This is a genomic window from Nonomuraea sp. N2-4H, from assembly GCF_045291505.1.
Classification (GTDB): Bacteria; Actinomycetota; Actinomycetes; order Streptosporangiales; family Streptosporangiaceae; genus Nonomuraea; species Nonomuraea fastidiosa.
Genome location: NZ_CP147987.1, coordinates 1,783,058 through 1,799,057 on the forward strand (window position 1 = coordinate 1,783,058; position 16,000 = coordinate 1,799,057).

Annotated in this window: 12 protein-coding genes and 1 pseudogene; 4 read left to right on the top strand and 9 right to left on the bottom strand. The window is 72.7% G+C overall.

Going from position 1 to position 16,000, the window contains the following annotated elements; translation table 11 throughout:
- Positions 1-279: 279 nt before the first annotated feature.
- Together WBK31_RS08115 and WBK31_RS08120 are read left to right on the top strand one after the other, a co-directional pair.
- Positions 280-870 (top strand): annotated as a pseudogene (locus WBK31_RS08115) (S8 family serine peptidase); the annotation flags it as partial.
- Between the two features lie 88 nt (positions 871-958).
- The gene (locus WBK31_RS08120; RefSeq protein WP_406674565.1) at positions 959-3,763 is read left to right on the top strand and encodes a S8 family serine peptidase; all 2,805 of its coding nucleotides are present in this window, start codon (positions 959-961) and stop codon (positions 3,761-3,763) included.
- Between the two features lie 113 nt (positions 3,764-3,876).
- Here the strand turns inward: WBK31_RS08120 and WBK31_RS08125 are convergent, their stop codons facing one another.
- From WBK31_RS08125 to WBK31_RS08165, 9 genes are read right to left on the bottom strand one after another with little or no spacing between them, the layout of a single operon-like run.
- The gene (locus WBK31_RS08125; protein ID WP_364070357.1) at positions 3,877-4,611 is read right to left on the bottom strand and encodes a carbon-nitrogen hydrolase family protein; all 735 of its coding nucleotides are present in this window, start codon (positions 4,609-4,611) and stop codon (positions 3,877-3,879) included.
- Positions 4,612-4,615: 4 nt separating this feature from the next.
- Positions 4,616-5,044 (bottom strand): helix-turn-helix domain-containing protein, encoded by a 429-nt coding sequence (locus WBK31_RS08130; protein WP_364070423.1) that lies wholly within the window; start codon positions 5,042-5,044, stop codon positions 4,616-4,618.
- A 47-nt stretch (positions 5,045-5,091) separates the two neighbouring features.
- Positions 5,092-6,684, bottom strand: coding sequence for an ABC transporter ATP-binding protein (locus WBK31_RS08135; protein ID WP_364070354.1), 1,593 nt, complete (start codon positions 6,682-6,684; stop codon positions 5,092-5,094).
- Positions 6,629-7,753: a serine hydrolase domain-containing protein gene (locus tag WBK31_RS08140; RefSeq protein WP_406674566.1), complete on the bottom strand. Its 1,125-nt coding sequence runs from the start codon at positions 7,751-7,753 to the stop codon at positions 6,629-6,631. The genes WBK31_RS08135 and WBK31_RS08140 overlap by 56 nt, the downstream gene beginning before the upstream one ends.
- Positions 7,750-8,922, bottom strand: coding sequence for an anhydro-N-acetylmuramic acid kinase (locus tag WBK31_RS08145; protein WP_406674567.1), 1,173 nt, complete (start codon positions 8,920-8,922; stop codon positions 7,750-7,752). The genes WBK31_RS08140 and WBK31_RS08145 overlap by 4 nt, the downstream gene beginning before the upstream one ends.
- Entirely contained in the window at positions 8,919-9,818 is a 900-nt protein-coding gene (murQ, locus tag WBK31_RS08150) for an N-acetylmuramic acid 6-phosphate etherase (RefSeq protein WP_406674568.1), read from the bottom strand. Before murQ ends, WBK31_RS08145 begins: the two co-directional genes overlap by 4 nt.
- A gap of 8 nt (positions 9,819-9,826) precedes the next feature.
- Positions 9,827-10,651, bottom strand: coding sequence for an ABC transporter permease (locus tag WBK31_RS08155; protein ID WP_364070342.1), 825 nt, complete (start codon positions 10,649-10,651; stop codon positions 9,827-9,829).
- Complete coding sequence (locus WBK31_RS08160) at positions 10,648-11,613, bottom strand: ABC transporter permease (protein WP_364070340.1); 966 nt, start codon at positions 11,611-11,613, stop codon at positions 10,648-10,650. The genes WBK31_RS08155 and WBK31_RS08160 overlap by 4 nt, the downstream gene beginning before the upstream one ends.
- A 10-nt stretch (positions 11,614-11,623) precedes the next feature.
- Positions 11,624-13,171: an ABC transporter substrate-binding protein gene (locus tag WBK31_RS08165; RefSeq protein ID WP_364070337.1), complete on the bottom strand. Its 1,548-nt coding sequence runs from the start codon at positions 13,169-13,171 to the stop codon at positions 11,624-11,626.
- Positions 13,172-13,253: 82 nt separating this feature from the next.
- Here WBK31_RS08165 and WBK31_RS08170 point away from each other — a divergent pair, with 82 nt between their 5' ends.
- Both WBK31_RS08170 and WBK31_RS08175 read left to right on the top strand, forming a co-directional pair.
- Entirely contained in the window at positions 13,254-14,138 is an 885-nt protein-coding gene (locus WBK31_RS08170; protein ID WP_364070335.1) for a MurR/RpiR family transcriptional regulator, read from the top strand.
- 232 nt (positions 14,139-14,370) lie between these two features.
- Positions 14,371-15,966, top strand: a complete 1,596-nt coding sequence (locus WBK31_RS08175) for an arylsulfatase (protein WP_364070333.1) — start codon at positions 14,371-14,373, stop codon at positions 15,964-15,966.
- Positions 15,967-16,000 lie beyond the last annotated feature (34 nt).

Consider the following 16,000-nt stretch of genomic DNA (forward strand, 5'->3'; position numbering starts at 1 on the left):
CCGCGTGGCTTAAGCCTGCTCAGGCAGCACCTGAGAAGGGGCCTGAAGCGGGGCACGGCGCTCGCCGTCCCCACGGCCCTGGCGGCCGCGCTGCTCGCGGCTCCCGGTGCGTACGCCGAGGACGCCCCGGCCGCCGCCTTCACGGCCGCGGCGGACAGCGACGAGATCACCCTGATCACCGGAGACCGGGTGCGGGTGCGCGCCGTGGACGGCGGCCACCACGCGGTCACCGTCACGCCCGCGCCGCGCGCCGACGGCTCCGTGCCGACGTTCCAGGTGATGCAGACCGGGCGCGCCGTCACGGTCATCCCCGACGACGTCGCCGCGCTGGTGCCGCAGCGGCTCGACCCGGCGCTGTTCGACGTGACGACGCTGGCCGAGCAGGACGTCGGCGACGCCATCCCGCTCATCCTCACCTTCGCGGAGAACGCGCCCAAGGCGGCGCTGACCGCCCTGCCCGCCGTCGAGCAGCGGCGCACCCTGGAGAGCATCGGCGGCGCCGGCGTGACGGTGGCCGAGTCGGGCGCGGCCGCGTTCGGCGCGCAGCTCGCCGCGCTGGCGTCGGCCTCCCCGCAGGCGCGCGCCGCCGGAGCGCTGGCCGGCGTGGAGAAGATCTGGCTCGACCGCAAGGTCGAGCCCGCGCTGACCGACAGCGTGCCGCAGATCGCCGCACCCGCCGCGTGGGCCGCCGGGTACGACGGCAGCGGCACCACCGTCGCCGTCCTCGACACCGGCGTGGACGCCACCCACCCCGACCTCGCCGGCAAGGTGGCCGCCCGGCAGGACTTCACCGGCCAGGACGCAACCGGCGACCCCCACGGCCACGGCACCCACGTCGCGGACACGATCGCCGGAGCCGGCGCCGAGGGCGGCAAGGGCGTCGCGCCCGGCGCCCGGCTGGTGGACGGCCGCGTCCTGGACGCCTCCGGCCAGGGCCGGCTCGTGGGTCATCGACGGCATGGAGTGGGCGGCCGCCGAGCAGCACGCCCAGATCGTCAACATGAGCCTGAGCAGCCCCGAGCCCGGCGGCCCGATCAGCGACGCCCTCGCCACGCTGACCAGGGAGCACGGCACGCTGTTCGTCGTCGCGGCGGGCAACGACGGCTGCGAGTCCTGCGTCGGCTCGCCCGGCGACGCCCCCGAGGCGCTGACCGTCGGCGCGGTGGACAAGCAGGACGCGCTCGCCCCCTTCTCCAGCCGGGGCCCGATCAACGCGACCCAGGCGGTCAAGCCCGACGTGACCGCGCCCGGCGTGGACATCACCGCCGCCAAGGCGGGCGGCGGGCTCGTCGCGATGTCCGGCACCTCCATGGCCACCCCGCACGTCGCGGGCGCGGCGGCGCTGCTGCGCCAGGCCCGCCCGAACCTCACCGGCGGCGAGCTGAAGGCGCTGCTCATGGCCACCGCCAAGCCGGGCGAGGACATCCCCGTGGACGCCCAGGGCGCGGGCCGCATCGACGTGGCCGCCGCGCTCGCCGGCACGGTCGTCGCCTCGACGGGCGCGCTCGACTTCGGCCGCCTCGCCCAGGGCGAGGAGAAGACGCTCACTATCGGCTACCGCAACCTCGGCGACCAGCCCGCCGAGCTCGACCTGAGCGCCGGTGACGCGTTCACCGTCGAACCGGCCAGGCTCGCCGTCCCCGCGGGCGGCACCGCCGAGGCCAAGGTCACGCTCAAGGCGGACCGTCCCCGCGTGCTGCGCCAGGAGCTCGTCGCGGGCGGCGCCCGCACGCTGCTGACGGGCAGCGTCGAGGAGGAGCGCGTCGAGCTGCGGGTACGCGGCATCGCCAGGGACGGCAGGCCGGGCCGCGGCGGCTTCACCGTGCTCAACCTGGACGAGGGCACGCTGGTCGGCCGCGTGCTGCCCGGCGACCCCTCCGAGCCCTGCACCGACGCCAAGTACGGCTCCGGCACCTGCCTGCTGGTCAAGCCCGGCACCTACTCGGTGCTCGGCCACATCTTCACCATGCCCGCCGCGCAGGACAGCACCGGCACCGGCACGCCGCTCCACGAGAGCCTGCTCGGCGACCCAGAAATGAAGATCACCAAGGACACCGAGGTCGTCCTGGACGCCCGCAAGGCCGTCGAGGTCAAGGTCGAGACCCCCGACCACGAGACCAAGCGCAACCCCGGCGCCGCCGCGGCCCTCATGTGGTACCGGGCGGGCGAGCAGGGCACGGCGCTGCGCGGCGGCACCACGATCCTGCCCGGCGGGCAGGTCGAGGAGCGCCTGTTCGTCCAGCCGACCAGGAAGGTCACCAAGGGCACGTTCGTCGTCGCCACCCGCTGGCGGCTCACCGCGCCCGAGATCACCTTCTCCACGCCGGGACTGAAGCTCGACCCCCAGTACGTCGACCCCGTCCAGTTCAGCGACCTCGCCACCGAGTACCCGCGCCTCGACGGCACCCGCGTGCTCCTCGCCGTGGACGCGGGGCGCGGCACCCCCGCCGAGATCAAGGCCCGCAACCTGCGCGGCAGGCTCGCCGTCATCCGCCGCACCGACGGCGTGCCGGTCGCCACGCAGGCCAACGCCGCCGCCGCGGCCGGCGCGGCCATGGTGGCCGTCTACAGCGACAAGCCGGGACCGGACGCCACCACCGGCGGCAGCGGCGTCAAGCTGAACGTCCCGACAGTGCGGCTCACCCATGAGGAGGGGCTGAAGCTCGTCGAGCGGGCGCGCCTGCTGCCCGTGCCGGTCGTCGCCAAGGGCGTCGTGGCCAGCCCGTACGTCTACGACCTGTACCTGCGCGAGAAGGGCAAGGTGCCGGACCGGCTGACGTACAAGGTGCGGGCCAAGTCGCTGGCCAGGATCGAGACCGCTTACCACAGCCAGCTCGCCGACGATGTGATCATCAACGAGGCCCGCTTCGTCTTCGAGCCGTGGGACACCGTGTCCTACTCGGCGAACCACCCCATGGCCAAGACGCCGCGCGTTCGCACCGACTACGTCACCCCGGACCCCGAGGTGCGGTGGAACACGTCGGCGATCACGCCGGAGCGGCCGTACAGCAACACATTCCCGCACCCCGACACGCCGCACGTGGCCGTGGCCTCGCCGGAGTTCCGGCCCTACCAGGCGGGCGAGCGGGTGAGCCACACCGTGTTCAAGCAGCCGATGATGCCCGGCTTCAACCCGCGTAACCCGACACGCAGGGAGGGCGACAGGCTCCGCCTGACCCCGCAGGGCTTCGTGGACGCCCAGGGCAACTTCGGCGAGGCGTACACCAGCCAGTTCGAGCACGGCCTGAAGACCGACTTCCGGCTCTACCAGGGGGACACGCTGCTGTGGCAGACCAACTACCTGCCGTCGGGGTCGGGCGATCTGCCGCCGGAGAAGGCGACGTACCGGATCACCTACGACGTCGCCAACGAGGCCGTCTGGGCGAAGCTCGCCGTCCGCGCGCGCGGCGAGTGGACGTTCACCTCCGAGCACACCGACGGCACCACGATCGTGCCGCTGCTGCTCGCGAGCTTCGACGCGCCTGTGGACCTGAAGAACCGGGCAGGGTCGCGCAAGCTCGCCCTCACCCTGCGCAACCAGGAGGGCGCCGAGCAGAACGCCGTCAAGGACGTCTCCCTCGAGGTGTCGTACGACGACGGCCGCACCTGGACGCAGGCCCGGCTGCGCGCCAAGGGCGATCGCCGCTACGAGACGACGCTCGGCCGCTCGCCGTCCGGGTTCGTCTCCCTGCGGCTGCGCGCGTCCGACGTGCGGGGCAACAGCGTGACGCAGGAGGTGATCCGCGCCTACGCCCTGCGCTAGGCCCGCGCGCGTGAGACGAGGGGAGGGAAGGGCGTTCCTCCCGGACCGCCCCCGCCACTGCTGGGCCCGCGCGCGTGCGACGGGGGAGCGCCGCACCGGCGCTCCCCCGTCCGTCATGCCCGGAAGCCGCGGTCGGCGCGGTCGGAGCGGAAGGCGTCCAGGCGGCCGAAGTCCAGCTCGTGCACCGAGACCGGCTCGTCCGGCGGGCCGGTGAAGAAGCCGTCGTGCGTCTGCGGGCACGGGTTGGCCAGGCCGGTGACGCCCGCGCAGGGATGCCCGTGGTAGGTGGTCTCGTGGTGCCAGTCGCTGACCGCCACGTACGTCATGAACTCGTACGCCCGCGCCACGCTCATGTGCTGCCACAGCGTCCTGGCCGGGGCGGGGCCGTCCCAGCGGGTCACGGAGAAGGCCGGCACCAGCACGGCGTCGAGGCCGTCGCGCCCCGCCAGGCTGGCCGAGTACCACAGGTCGGCGCAGAGCAGCACGTGCAGGCGGCGGCCGGCCAGCTCGAAGCCGGCGCTCGGGCGGCCCGGCCTGATGCCGGAGCGCAGCTCCAGCCCGTACGGGTGCACCTTGTCGTACTCCAGCAGCAGCGTGCCGCCCGCGTCGAAGACCGCGCCCCGGTTGACGGGCCCGTCGTAGTGCGAGCCGCCGACCACGGCCATGCCGGACCCGACGGCCAGCTCGCGCACCCTGGCCAGGTAGTCGGCGCGGGGCAGGCTGGAGCCGGCCAGCTCGGGCAGCAGCACCACGTCACCGGAGAAACCGCCGAGCAGCGCCTCGACGGCGTCGAAGTTGGCGTGGCCGTCGGGGGACCAGTGCGGCGGCTGAACTAAAAGGATCTTCACGGGACTACTGTGGCTCGCTCACGCGCAGCGCCGCCATGTCCTCGATCCGCACCGGCTCCCGGCAGCTCGCGCACACCATCACCGGCTCCAGCTCCGCGCCGCAGGCGTGGCCCCAGACTGTGGGCGGCTCGCCACGGGTGACGTAGCGGTCGCCCCACGACATCAGCGTCAGCAGCACCTCGTTCAGCGCCCTGCCGGACTCGGTGAGCACGTACTCGTAGCGCGGCGGGCGCGTCTCGTAGGGGCGGCGTTCGAGCAGGCCGTACTCTTCCAGCTTGCGCAGCCGGGCGGTGAGGATGTCGCGGCTGGCGCCGGTGTTGCGGGCGATCTGGTCGAAGCGCCGCACACCGAGGAAGATCTCCCGCAGCGCGAGCAGGCTCCACCGCTCGCCGACGATCTCGAGCGCGTTGGCGATCGAGCATTCCCTGGGCATCACACCCGCCTCCTGCCGCGTCCTTCAGGTAAGTCTGAAATTCCAACTTACCGGGTGCCGGGGATGGCGGCGAGCAGCTCCCGCGTGTAGCCGTCGGCGGGACTGTCGAAGATCTCCGCCGCCGTGCCGCTCTCCACGATGCGCCCGCCGCGCATGACGTGCACCCGGTGGGAGATCATCCGCACCACGGCCAGGTCGTGGCTGATGAACAGGTAGCTCAGCCCCAGCTCCCGCTGCAGCTCGGCGAGCAGCTCCAGGATCTGCGCCTGCACCAGCACGTCCAGCGCCGAGACCGCCTCGTCGAGCACCACCAGCTCGGGCGAGAGCGCCAGGGCGCGGGCGATGGCCACCCGCTGGCGCTGCCCGCCGGACAGCTCGTGCGGCAGCCGCCCGGCCATCGAGGCGGGCAGCGACACCCGCTCCAGCAGCTCGGCGGCCCGCTTCTTCCGCTCGGCCGGGGTGCCGACGCGGTGCACGCGCAGCGGCTCGGTGATCGACTTCTCCACGGTGTAGTGGGGGTCGAGCGAGGCGTACGGGTTCTGGAAGACCGGCTGCACCCGCCTGCGGAAGGCGAACAGCTCGCGCCGCCCCAGCCCGGCCAGGTCGGTACCGTCGAAGCGGATGCTGCCCGCGGTGGGCTCGTCCAGGCCGAGCAGCAGGTTCGCGGTCGTGGACTTGCCCGAGCCGGACTCGCCCACGATCGAGACCGTCTGCCCGCGCGGGATCGAGAACGACACGCCGTCCACCGCCGTGAAGTCCGGGTCGCCGTCCCTGCCGGGGAACACCTTGCGCAGCCCCTCCACCACGACCAGGTCGGGCGCGTCGCGGGGCGGCTCGGACACCCGCGCCGACGACAGGCTCGGCACCGCGCCGAGCAGCCTGCGGGTGTACTCGTGCCCGGGGTCGCTCAGGATGCCCGCCGCCGGGCCGGTCTCCACGATCTCGCCCTTGTACATGACCGCCACCTCGTCGGCACGCTCCGCCGCGAGCGCCAGGTCGTGCGTGATGAGGAAGACGGCCGTGCCCATCTCGGCGGTGAGCTGCTCGAGCTGGTCGAGAATGCGCCGCTGCACGGTCACGTCCAGGGCGGAGGTCGGCTCGTCGGCGATGAGCAGCTTGGGCCGGCAGGCCAGCCCCATCGCGATCAGCGCCCGCTGCCGCATGCCGCCGGAGAACTCGTGCGGGTACTGCCGGGCGCGCCGGCGCGGCTCCTGGATGCCCACCATGTCGAGCAGCTCGACCACCCGCTCGCGCGCCGCCTTGCCGCTCGCCAGGCCGTGCACCTCCAGCGCCTCGGCGATCTGGTCGCCGATGCGCATCAGCGGGTTCAGGTTCGACATCGGGTCCTGCGGGACCAGGCCGATGCCCGCGCCGCGGATCGCGGTCATCTCCCGCGCCGTCGCCTTGACCAGGTCGCGGCCGTCGAAGACGACCCGGCCGCCGGTGATGCGGCCATTGTCGGGCAGCAGCCGGTTGACCGCCGCCGCCGTGGTGGACTTGCCCGAGCCGGACTCGCCCACCACGGCGACGGTCTGGCCCGGCATGATGCGCATGGAGACGTTCCTGACGACGGTCACGTCCTGCTTACGGGTGCGGAAGGCGACGGAGAGGTCGTCGATCTCCAGGAGCGGGGTCGTCATGCGGTCCTCGATCGGTCTTCGACGGCCTGCAGCAGGCCTGCCAGAGGGCGTCCGTGGGGGTGGGGGCGCCCTCGACGAGCAGGCGGTTGCTCGCCAGGGCCAGCACGATGTCGCGGCCGGGCACGAAACCGACCGCGCAGCCGACGTAGCCGGGGTGGCCGAGCACGGTGACCGTCTCGCCGGGCAGGTCGAGCGCGTACCTGCGAAAGCCCAGCGCCTGCTCGGGGTCCGGGCCGGGGGTGAAGAACTCCCGGACGACCTCGGGCCGCCACAGGTGGTCGTACTCCTCGTACCTGGCCATGGCGGTGGCGAACTTGAGCAGGTCGGGCACCGTCGAGAACAGGCCCGCGTGCCCCGACACGCCCTCGAAGGCGTGGAAGGCGTTGCCGTCGGCCACCTCGCCCAGCACCGGACCGGTGCGCCAGCCGGCGAAGTCGGCGCTGCGGTAGGGCACCGGATACGGGCGGCCGGTGTCCAGCATGGTCATCTCGACCCGGTCGTCCAGCGCGCTCATGGCGACCTCGGCCCCGGCCGGGCGGGCGTAGGTGGTGGAGGTCAGGCCGAGCGGCCGAGTGACCAGCTCGGCCAGCGCCCGGTCGAGACGCAGCCCGGTGACCGCGCCGACGATCCTGCCGAGCAGGATGAAGCCCAGGTCGGAGTAGTGGCGGGCGCGGCCGGGACGGTAGCGCGGCGGCGGCATGTCCGGCTTGATGTACAGCGGCCACCACTCCCACAGGCCGCCCCGGTGCAGCAGCAGCTCGCGCACCGTGATCGCCTCGTAGGAGCGCGGCAGGTACGCGCTGAGCGGCGCGTCCAGGTCCACCAGCCGGTCGGAGACCAGCCGGATGAGCATCGTGGTGGTGGCCATGACCTTGGTCACCGAGGCCAGGTCGTGGTAGGTCTCCAGCGTCATCCGCGCCAGGCACTCAAGGCCGTTCCCGGTGGCCTGCACGGTGCGGTGGCCGGTGACCTCGGTCAGCTCGAACCACGGCGTACGGGCCGCCATGACCAGGCCGGGCGGCGGCTCCGGCGCGGGCTCTCCGGGGCGTGGGGCGGTCGTCGCGGTCATCGGGTGAGCACCAGCGAGCGCGGCCCCTGCGCGAGCGGCGCGGGCAGCACCAGCGGCCCCGCACCGGGGGTGAGCGTGCCGAGGACGCGGGCGGCCGACGCGCCCGTGCCGCCCGGGACGGTGCCCGGCAGGCCGTGCGCGGTCAGCCAGCCGATCAGCGCGAACGCGATGGCCTCCTTGTCGTCGGAGGGCGCGCCGTACTCGTCGGAGCGCGCCACCCGCACGCCGGGCAGCGCGGCGCGCAGCCCCTCCATGATCACGGGGTTGCGGGCGCCGCCGCCGGAGACGACCAGCGCGCCCACCCCGGACGCGCGCACGTCGCGGGCGACGGTCCGCACGGTCAGCTCGGTCAGCGTGGCCGCCAGGTCGGCGTCGCCGACCGGCGCGGCGGTCCTGGCCAGGGCCTGTTCGACGTAGCCGAGGTGGAACAGCTCCTTGCCGGTGCTCTTGGGCGGCTCCAGCCGGTAGTACGGCTCGTCCAGCAGCACCGCCAGCAGCCCCTCGTGCACCCGCCCGGAGGCGGCGATGCGGCCGTCCTCGTCGAAGCCGCGCGGGTGCAGGCCCCGGCTCGTCACCACGGCGTCGATCAGGGCGTTGGCCGGGCCGATGTCGTAGGCGTACAGGTCCTGTCCAGGACCGCCGCGCACCACGGTCATGTTGGCGATGCCGCCCAGGTTGAGCGCCGCCGCGCCGCCCTCGTGCGCGCCGAGCAGCAGCCCGTCCAGCACCGACACCAGCGGCGCGCCGTGCCCGCCTGCGGTGATGTCCCTGATGCGCACGTCCGACAGCACGGGCGTGCCGGTGCGCTCGGCGATCCAGGCGGGCTGGCCGATCTGCAACGTGCCGCGCGCGTGCGCGCCCTCCACCCAGTGGTAGACGGTCTGGCCGTGCGAGACGATCAGGTCGACGGGCCCGCCCGCCTCGATCGCCCGCGCGGCGGCCTCGGCGAAGCTCTGCCCGATGAGCGTGTCCAGCTCGCACACCTCGGCCAGCGTGGCCGGCGCGGGCGGCAGCGCCGCGATCAGCCGCGCCCGCAGCTCGTCGGGGTACGGCGTGCTGGCGGTGTGGCCGAGGCGGCCTTCGAGCACACTCCCGACGAGCTCGAAGTCCACCACCGCCACGTCGATGCCGTCGTGCGAGGTGCCGGAGATCATCCCGAGGACCTTCATGCGGTCTCTCCCAGCGCGACCCGCAGCCGCCCGCCCGCCGCGGCCAGCCGGGCCGCGGCGTCCTGCGGCGACAGGCCGAAGCGCGAGGCCACCACCGCCTGCTTGACGTTGAAGCCGTTGGCGTCCAGCGCGGCCAGCGCCTCCTCCCGGCCGGCCCCGGTGATCGCGCGGACCATGCGCACGGCGCGCTCGCGCAGCTTGCCGTTGCTGGCCTTCACATCGACCATCAGGTTGCCGTACGTCTTGCCGAGCCGCACCATCACGATCGTCGAGAACATGTTGAGCACGAGCTTCTGCGCGGTGCCCGCCTTGAGCCGGGTCGAGCCGCTGATCACCTCGGGCCCGACCAGCACCTCGATCGCGTGCTCGGCCGCCGCGCTCAGCGGGGTGCCCGCGTTGCACGACAGCCCGACGGTCAGCGCGCCCAGCTCGCGGGCCCGCCGCACGGCGGCCAGCACGTACGGGGTGCGCCCGCTGGAGGCGATCCCCACCACGGTGTCCAGCGGGCCGATGCCCGCCGCGTCGATGGCGGCGGCGCCGGCCTCCTCGTCGTCCTCGGCGCCCTCGCAGGGCGAGACGATCGCGCTCGCACCGCCCGCGATGATCGCGAAGACCTGTCCGGGCGGGGTGGAGAACGTCGGCGGGCACTCGGAGGCGTCCAGCACGCCCAGCCTGCCCGGGGTGCCCGCGCCCACGTAGACCAGCCGCCCGCCGGTCTCCATGCGGGCGGCGGCGGCCTCGATGGCGGCGGTGATGCTGGGCAGCGCCGTCTGCACCGCGCCGGGCACGGTGGCGTCCGCCGCGTTCATGGTGGCCGCCAGCTCGCCCACGCTCATGGTGTCGATGCCGGCGAAGCGCGGGTCGGCCGACTCGGTCGTCAGTTCGGAGAGATTCACCGCTTTCCTCAGGTTCCTCGGTGTCCGCGGTTTCTGGGGTCGAGAGTGTCGCGCAGGCCGTCGCCGAGCAGGTTGAGCCCGACCACGAGCAGCACGACGACCGCGCCTGGGGCGATCAGCGTCCACGGGGCGATGAACACCAGGCTGCGCGCCTCGAAGATCATCGAACCGAGCGACGGCGCGGGGGGCGGGGTGCCGAGCCCCAGGAAGCTCAGCGACGCCTCGGTCAGCACCGCCCACGACAGCGAGAGCGCCACCTGGACGACGATGATCGAGGTGATGTTCGGCAGCACGTGGCGCAGCATGATCTGCCAGCGGCTCTGGCCGGTCGAGACGGCCGCCTTGACGTACTCGATCTCCCTGAGCGAGAGCACGGGCCCGCGCGTCACCCGGATGAAGATCGGCACGTAGACGATCGCGATGGCCACGGCGATGGTGAACCAGTTGCGGTCCAGCACCGACGCCAGCGACAGCGCGAGCAGCAGCGGCGGGAACGCGAACAGCACGTTCGTCACCCCGCCGATCGCGCCGTCGGCCCAGCCCCGGTAGAAGCCCGACACCAGCCCGCCCAGCGTGCCCACCACGGTCGCGAACGCCACCGCGACGACCGCGATCAGCGCCGAGTTGCCGACGCCCGCGGCCACCCGGGAGAACACGTCGCGCCCGAACTGGTCGGTGCCGAACAGGTGCTCGCCCGACGGCCCCAGGAAGCGCGACGGCGGGTTCTGCGCGATCGGGTCGTAGGGCAGCAGGTCCAGGTACGACAGCACGGCCACGACGGCGAGCAGCGCCAGGATCACGATGCCCGCGACGGCGGCGGGACTGCGCCTCATGACGCCCTCACCCGCGGGTCGATCACCCGGTAGAGCAGGTCGGTCAGCAGGTTGACCAGCACGAACGCCAGCGCGATCACCAGTACGGTGCTCTGCACGACCGCGTACTCCTTCTGCTGGATGCCGAGCAGCACCTGCCGCCCGATGCCCGGCACGGAGAAGATCTGCTCCACCACGACCGCGCCGCCGAGCAGGTAGCCGAACTGCAGGCCGGTCATGGTGACGATGGGGACGAGCGCGTTGCCCAGCACGTGCCTGACCTGTAGCCGCCGCTCGGGCACGCCCTTGGCGCGGGCGGTGCGCACGAAGTCGTCCGAGCGCACCTCCAGCACCGCCGTACGGGTGGTGCGCAGGATCGGCGCCGCGATGCCGAAGCCCAGCACGAGCGCGGGCAGGAACATCTGCTGCAGGTTGAGCAGCGGATCCTCGGTGAAGGTGGCGAAGCCCTGCCCGTTGGGGTTGAACCCGAACGACGCGGCGAACACCGACAGCAGCGTGGTGGCCAGCAGGAACGCCGGGATCGACAGCCCGGCCAGGCTCACCACCTGGCCGGCGGCGTCGCGCAGCGAGTTCGTCCGCGAGGCGGCCAGCATGCCCAGCGGCACCCCGATCAGCAGCGCCAGCAGGATCGACAGCACGGCCAGCTCGAACGTCACCGGCAGCGCGTGCAGGGTCAGCTCCAGCACGCTCTGCTGGGAGCGGGCCGAGTAGCCGAAGTTGCCGGTGAACATGTTGCCGAGCCACGAGAAGAACTGCGTGACCAGCGGCTGGTCCAGCCCGTAGTACTGCTCCAGGGCCTGCCGCTGCGCCGGGGTGAGCGCGGCGGCCTCCGTGCCGAGCCCGGCGGTGATCTGGTCGCCGGGCAGCGCCCTGAGCATCACGAAGACCACCACGGCCACCCCGAACAGGATGCCGACGGTCTCCGCGACGCGGCGCAGCGCCCGGTTGCGTACGAACCTCATCGGTGGCGCCTCAGCCGACGGACGTCGTCCGCAGGTACTGCAGGGAGCCGCTGGCCATCGGCACGAAGCCCTGCACGTTCGACGTGGTCGCGGTGTAGGTGTAGCCGGCGAACAACCAGATCCAGGCCGCGTTGTCCTCGAGCTCGGCGGCGACCTGGTCGTAGATGGCCTTGCGCTCGGCCTGGTCGGTGGTGGCCTTGCCCTGCGCGAACAGCTTGTCCAGCGTGGGCGAGCTGTAGCCGGCGACCTTGTTGAGGTTGCCGTCGCTGGTGAAGTAGCGGCCGTAGGAGCCGTCGGGGTCGGGGCGGCCGCCGTTCAGCGCCACCGCCGCGTCGAAGTCGGCGGCGACCCAGCGGTCCACGTACGCGCCGGACTCCAGCACCTCCAGGTCCAGGTTGATCTTGGCCTCGGCGAGCTGGGCCTTGAGGTTCTGCGCCTCGTTGACGGAGGTGGCGTACTCGCCCTGGGAGACGATCGTCTTGACCGTCACGCCGCCGGACTTGCCGGCCTTGGCGAGGTAGTCGGCGGCCTTGGCCAGGTCGCGGGTGGGGCAGGGGCGCTTGTCCGGGTCCGACTTGAACGCGGGCGCGGTCATCGGGCCGGTCACCTCGCCCTCGCCGAGCGCGGCGGTGTCGAGCACCTGCTTGCGGTCGATCGCGCACTGGATGGCCAGGCGCACGTTGACGTCCTTCAGGTCGCCGCGCCGCGCGTTGAGCTGCAGGACGTGGTAGTTGAGCTGCGGCGTCTTGGTCACGGTGATCGTGCCGCCGCCCTCGGCGGTCTGCGCGACCAGCGGGTCGTTGAAGACCGCGAGCTGCACGTTGCCCGACTGCATGGCCGAGACGATGGACGACTCGTCGGGGATGACCCGGAACTCCACCGAGCCCACCTTCGGCTTCTCCGGGCCCCAGTACTTGTCGTTCCTGGTGAGCGTGATCGACTGGCTGGGCACCCGCTTGCCGAGCGTGAACGGGCCGGTGCCGTTGGGGGTGGTGGTGAGCTTCTCCTCGGTGTCGTCGGAGGAGAGCATGGCCATGTTGACGGTCGCCAGGTTGGCCGGCAGCGCGGCGTCGGGGCTCTTCAGCTCCAGCACCACGGTGTTCTCGTCGGGCGCCTTCACCGACTCGACCGACGACAGCGAGGCGCGGGCCACCGCCGCCGTCTTCTCGTCCATGATCTTCTCGAGAGATGCCTTGACGTCCTCGGAGCCGAACGCGCTGCCGTCGGCGAACGTCACGCCCTGGCGCAGCTTGAAGGTCAGCGTCTTGCCGTCCTTGCTCGTCTCCCACGACTCGGCGAGGCCGGGGACGACGTTGAGGTCCTTGTCGAACTCGGTGAGCGTGCCGTACAGGTTCTGCAGCACGTTGACGGCCGTGAACTGGGTGGCCTTCCAGGGGAAGAGCGTGTCGGGGTCGGAGGTGACGCCGACGACGAGCGAACCGCCGCCCTGGGCGTTCCCCGGCGCGGCGGCGGGGGTACCTCCGGAGGACGAGCAGGCGGTCAACGCGACGGACAGCGCAGCGGCGACGCCGACCGCGGAGAAGGCGCCACGGGGCATGTGCTCTCCTTGGTGCAGTAGGTCATAAAATTACACAGACCCTACCATCAGGGTATTTATTTTCCGTCGACGGGGATGAGTGATGACGGGCGAGGACGCCGAGACGCTGCTGATCCGGATCCGCGCGGCCATGCCCGCCCTGCGTCCTTCGGAGCGCCGCATCGCCGAGGAGTTCACCGAAGCCCCCGCCGCCGCGGCCAACCTGTCGATCGCCGAGCTGGCCGCCCGCTGCCAGACCTCCACGACCTCCGTCGTCCGCTTCTACCGCCGCATGGGCTACGCCCACTACCGGGACTTCAGGATCGACCTCACCCGGGCCGTCGCCAGGGAGGAGCTGGCCACCGCGAGCCTGCCCGAGGTCTCCGGCGACATCGACAGGAACGACAGCCTGGCCGGCATCGTCACCAAGGTCGCGATGAACGAGACGCTGTCCATCGCCGACACCGCGCGCTTCCTCGACATGGACGCCCTCGGCCGAGCCGTGGAGCTGCTGCTCGGCGCCCGCAGGATCGACACCTTCGGCGTCGGCGCGAGCGCGCTCGTCGGGCTCGACCTGCAGCAGAAGCTCTCACGCATCGGGCGCACCGCCATCAACTGGCCAGACTCGCACTCGGCGTGGACCTCCGCCGCCACCCTCGGCCCCGGCTGCGTGGCGCTCGCGGTCTCCCACACCGGCGCCACCGTGGACACCGTCGAGTTCCTCGCCATCGCCGGCAAGGCGGGGGCCGCCACGATCGCGCTCACCAACTTCCGCGAGTCGCCGCTGGCCCGCGCGGCCGACGTGACGCTCACGACCGCCGCACGGGAGACCAGGTTCCGCTCCGGCGCGCTGGGCAGCCGCATCGCCCAGCTCATGGTGGTGGACTGCCTGTTCACCGGTGTCGCGCAGGCCTCCTACGACGAGTCGATGGAGGCGCTGCGCAACACGTACGCGGTGGTGCACGACCGGCGCGTCACGCGCGACTGAGCCCCCGTCCCGCTGCGAGAGCGCGCCGTCATCCCGGCGGCACTGTGCGCGTTCCTGGACCTCCGGGGAGCTGCACGGCATCTGCCGCGCGTAGGGGTCACCTTTTCTGCGCGCCGGAGAGAGTCCGCCGGTCTTTCGCCCACCATTCGCCGTGACCTCCGATATCTTGCCCTTCGTGATCAACGGGCCTTCGCGCCGAGCCTTATTCGCCGGTACTCTCGCCGGCCTCGCCATGCCCGCGGCCACCTCGGCGGCCGCCCCGGCGAGCGCCGCCACGCTCGCGACCGCCGACACCGCCGCCGCGCGCGGCCGGCTGCCCGAGCGGCCGAACATCGTGCTCATCCTGGCCGACGACCTGGGATGGGGGGAGATCGGCAGCAACGGCCAGCGCGCCATCCGCACCCCCACCCTCGACCGCCTGGCCGCCGAGGGCGTGCAGTTCACCAGCGCCTATTCGGGGGCGCCGCTGTGCGCGCCGTCCCGCTGCGCGCTGCTCACCGGGCTGCACGCCGGGCACGGCACCGTACGCGAGAACCCCGCGGGCGGCCCGCAGCGCTCGCTGACCGCGGACGACCTCACCTTCGCCGAGCTGCTGCGGATGTCGGGCTACCGTACGGCGTGCATCGGCAAGTGGGGCTTCGGACCCGAGGACCCCGACCACGTCTCCCACCCGAACGCGCGCGGCTTCGACGAGTTCTACGGCTACATCGGGCACAAGCACGCCCACCAGTACTTCCCCAAGTACCTGTGGCACAACCGCGAGAAGGTGCGGCTGAACGGCGGCTCGTACGCGCCGCACCTGTTCCGCGAACGCGCCGTCGAGTTCATCAAGGACAGCGGCGACAGGCCGTTCCTGTTGTACTTCCCCACCAACCTGCCGCACGCCCCGAGCGCCGTCCCCGGCGATGCGGGACCGTACGAGAAGCGCCCGTGGAGCGGCCCCAACCGCCGGCACGCCGCGCAGGTGACCAGGCTCGACACCGACGTCGCCGCGCTCATCAGGGCGCTGCGCGACGCGGGCGTGGCCGAGCGCACGCTGGTGCTGTTCACCAGCGACAACGGCCCTCACCACGAGAAGGGCGTGACGCCGGAGCTGTTCAACAGCAACGGCCCCTACCGCGGCGACAAGCGCGACCTGTACGAGGGCGGCATCCGCGTCCCCATGATCGCCTGGTCGCCCGGCCTGCGGCACCGCGTGGTCAGGCGGCCGGTCGCGTTCTGGGACGTGCTGCCCACCCTGGCCGACCTCGCCGAGGTGCCGGTGCCCGCCCGCATCGACGGCCTGTCCTTCCGCGGCCTGCTCACCGGCGGCAGCGCGCCCGAGCACGACCACCTGGTGTGGAACCGGCCGCGCAAGATGCAGGCCATCCGCAAGGGCCGGTGGAAGGCGATCAGGTTCGACCCGCACATCGCCGGGGCCGGACCGCACGGCAGGATCGAGCTGTACGACCTGCGCACCGATCCGTACGAACGCAGGAATCTGGCCGCCGCCCGCCCCGACCTGGCGAAACAACTGCTGGCCAGGCTCGACCGGTCGATCGGCCCCGACCCGCGCCTGCCGTACGGGCTGCGCACGCAGGTGCGGGCCGGCGAGATCGTGGTGACCTTGCACAACGGCTCCGCCGAGCCCTGGCGCGACGTGCGGCTCAGCCTCGACGGCGAGCGGGGCGCGCGGTCGCGCAAGGTGGCGTCGCTGGCCCCCGGCATGTCGATCTCGGTGGGCTTCACCGTCCCGGCATCCGGCGGGATCACCGCGCGCGCCGACTTCAGGGCGGGCGGCAGGAAGCAGGTCTTCCGGCGCGCCCACCGGGCGCTCACCACCGGCTGACCTCCAGGGACACCTCACCTGGACGGCAGCACAC

Excerpts from the sequence above, each read along its gene's own strand:
- WBK31_RS08155 (WP_364070342.1), bottom strand. The coding sequence starts at position 10,651 with ATGAGGCGCAGTCCCGCCGCCGTCGCGGGCATCGTGATCCTGGCGCTG.
- WBK31_RS08140 (WP_406674566.1), bottom strand. The coding sequence starts at position 7,753 with ATGACCGCGACGACCGCCCCACGCCCCGGAGAGCCCGCGCCGGAGCCG.
- WBK31_RS08145 (WP_406674567.1), bottom strand. The coding sequence starts at position 8,922 with ATGAAGGTCCTCGGGATGATCTCCGGCACCTCGCACGACGGCATCGAC.
- WBK31_RS08135 (WP_364070354.1), bottom strand. The coding sequence starts at position 6,684 with ATGACGACCCCGCTCCTGGAGATCGACGACCTCTCCGTCGCCTTCCGC.
- WBK31_RS08165 (WP_364070337.1), bottom strand. The coding sequence starts at position 13,171 with ATGCCCCGTGGCGCCTTCTCCGCGGTCGGCGTCGCCGCTGCGCTGTCC.
- WBK31_RS08170 (WP_364070335.1), top strand. The coding sequence starts at position 13,254 with ATGACGGGCGAGGACGCCGAGACGCTGCTGATCCGGATCCGCGCGGCC.
- WBK31_RS08130 (WP_364070423.1), bottom strand. The coding sequence starts at position 5,044 with ATGCCCAGGGAATGCTCGATCGCCAACGCGCTCGAGATCGTCGGCGAG.
- WBK31_RS08120 (WP_406674565.1), top strand. The coding sequence starts at position 959 with ATGGAGTGGGCGGCCGCCGAGCAGCACGCCCAGATCGTCAACATGAGC.
- WBK31_RS08160 (WP_364070340.1), bottom strand. The coding sequence starts at position 11,613 with ATGAGGTTCGTACGCAACCGGGCGCTGCGCCGCGTCGCGGAGACCGTC.
- WBK31_RS08175 (WP_364070333.1), top strand. The coding sequence starts at position 14,371 with ATGCCCGCGGCCACCTCGGCGGCCGCCCCGGCGAGCGCCGCCACGCTC.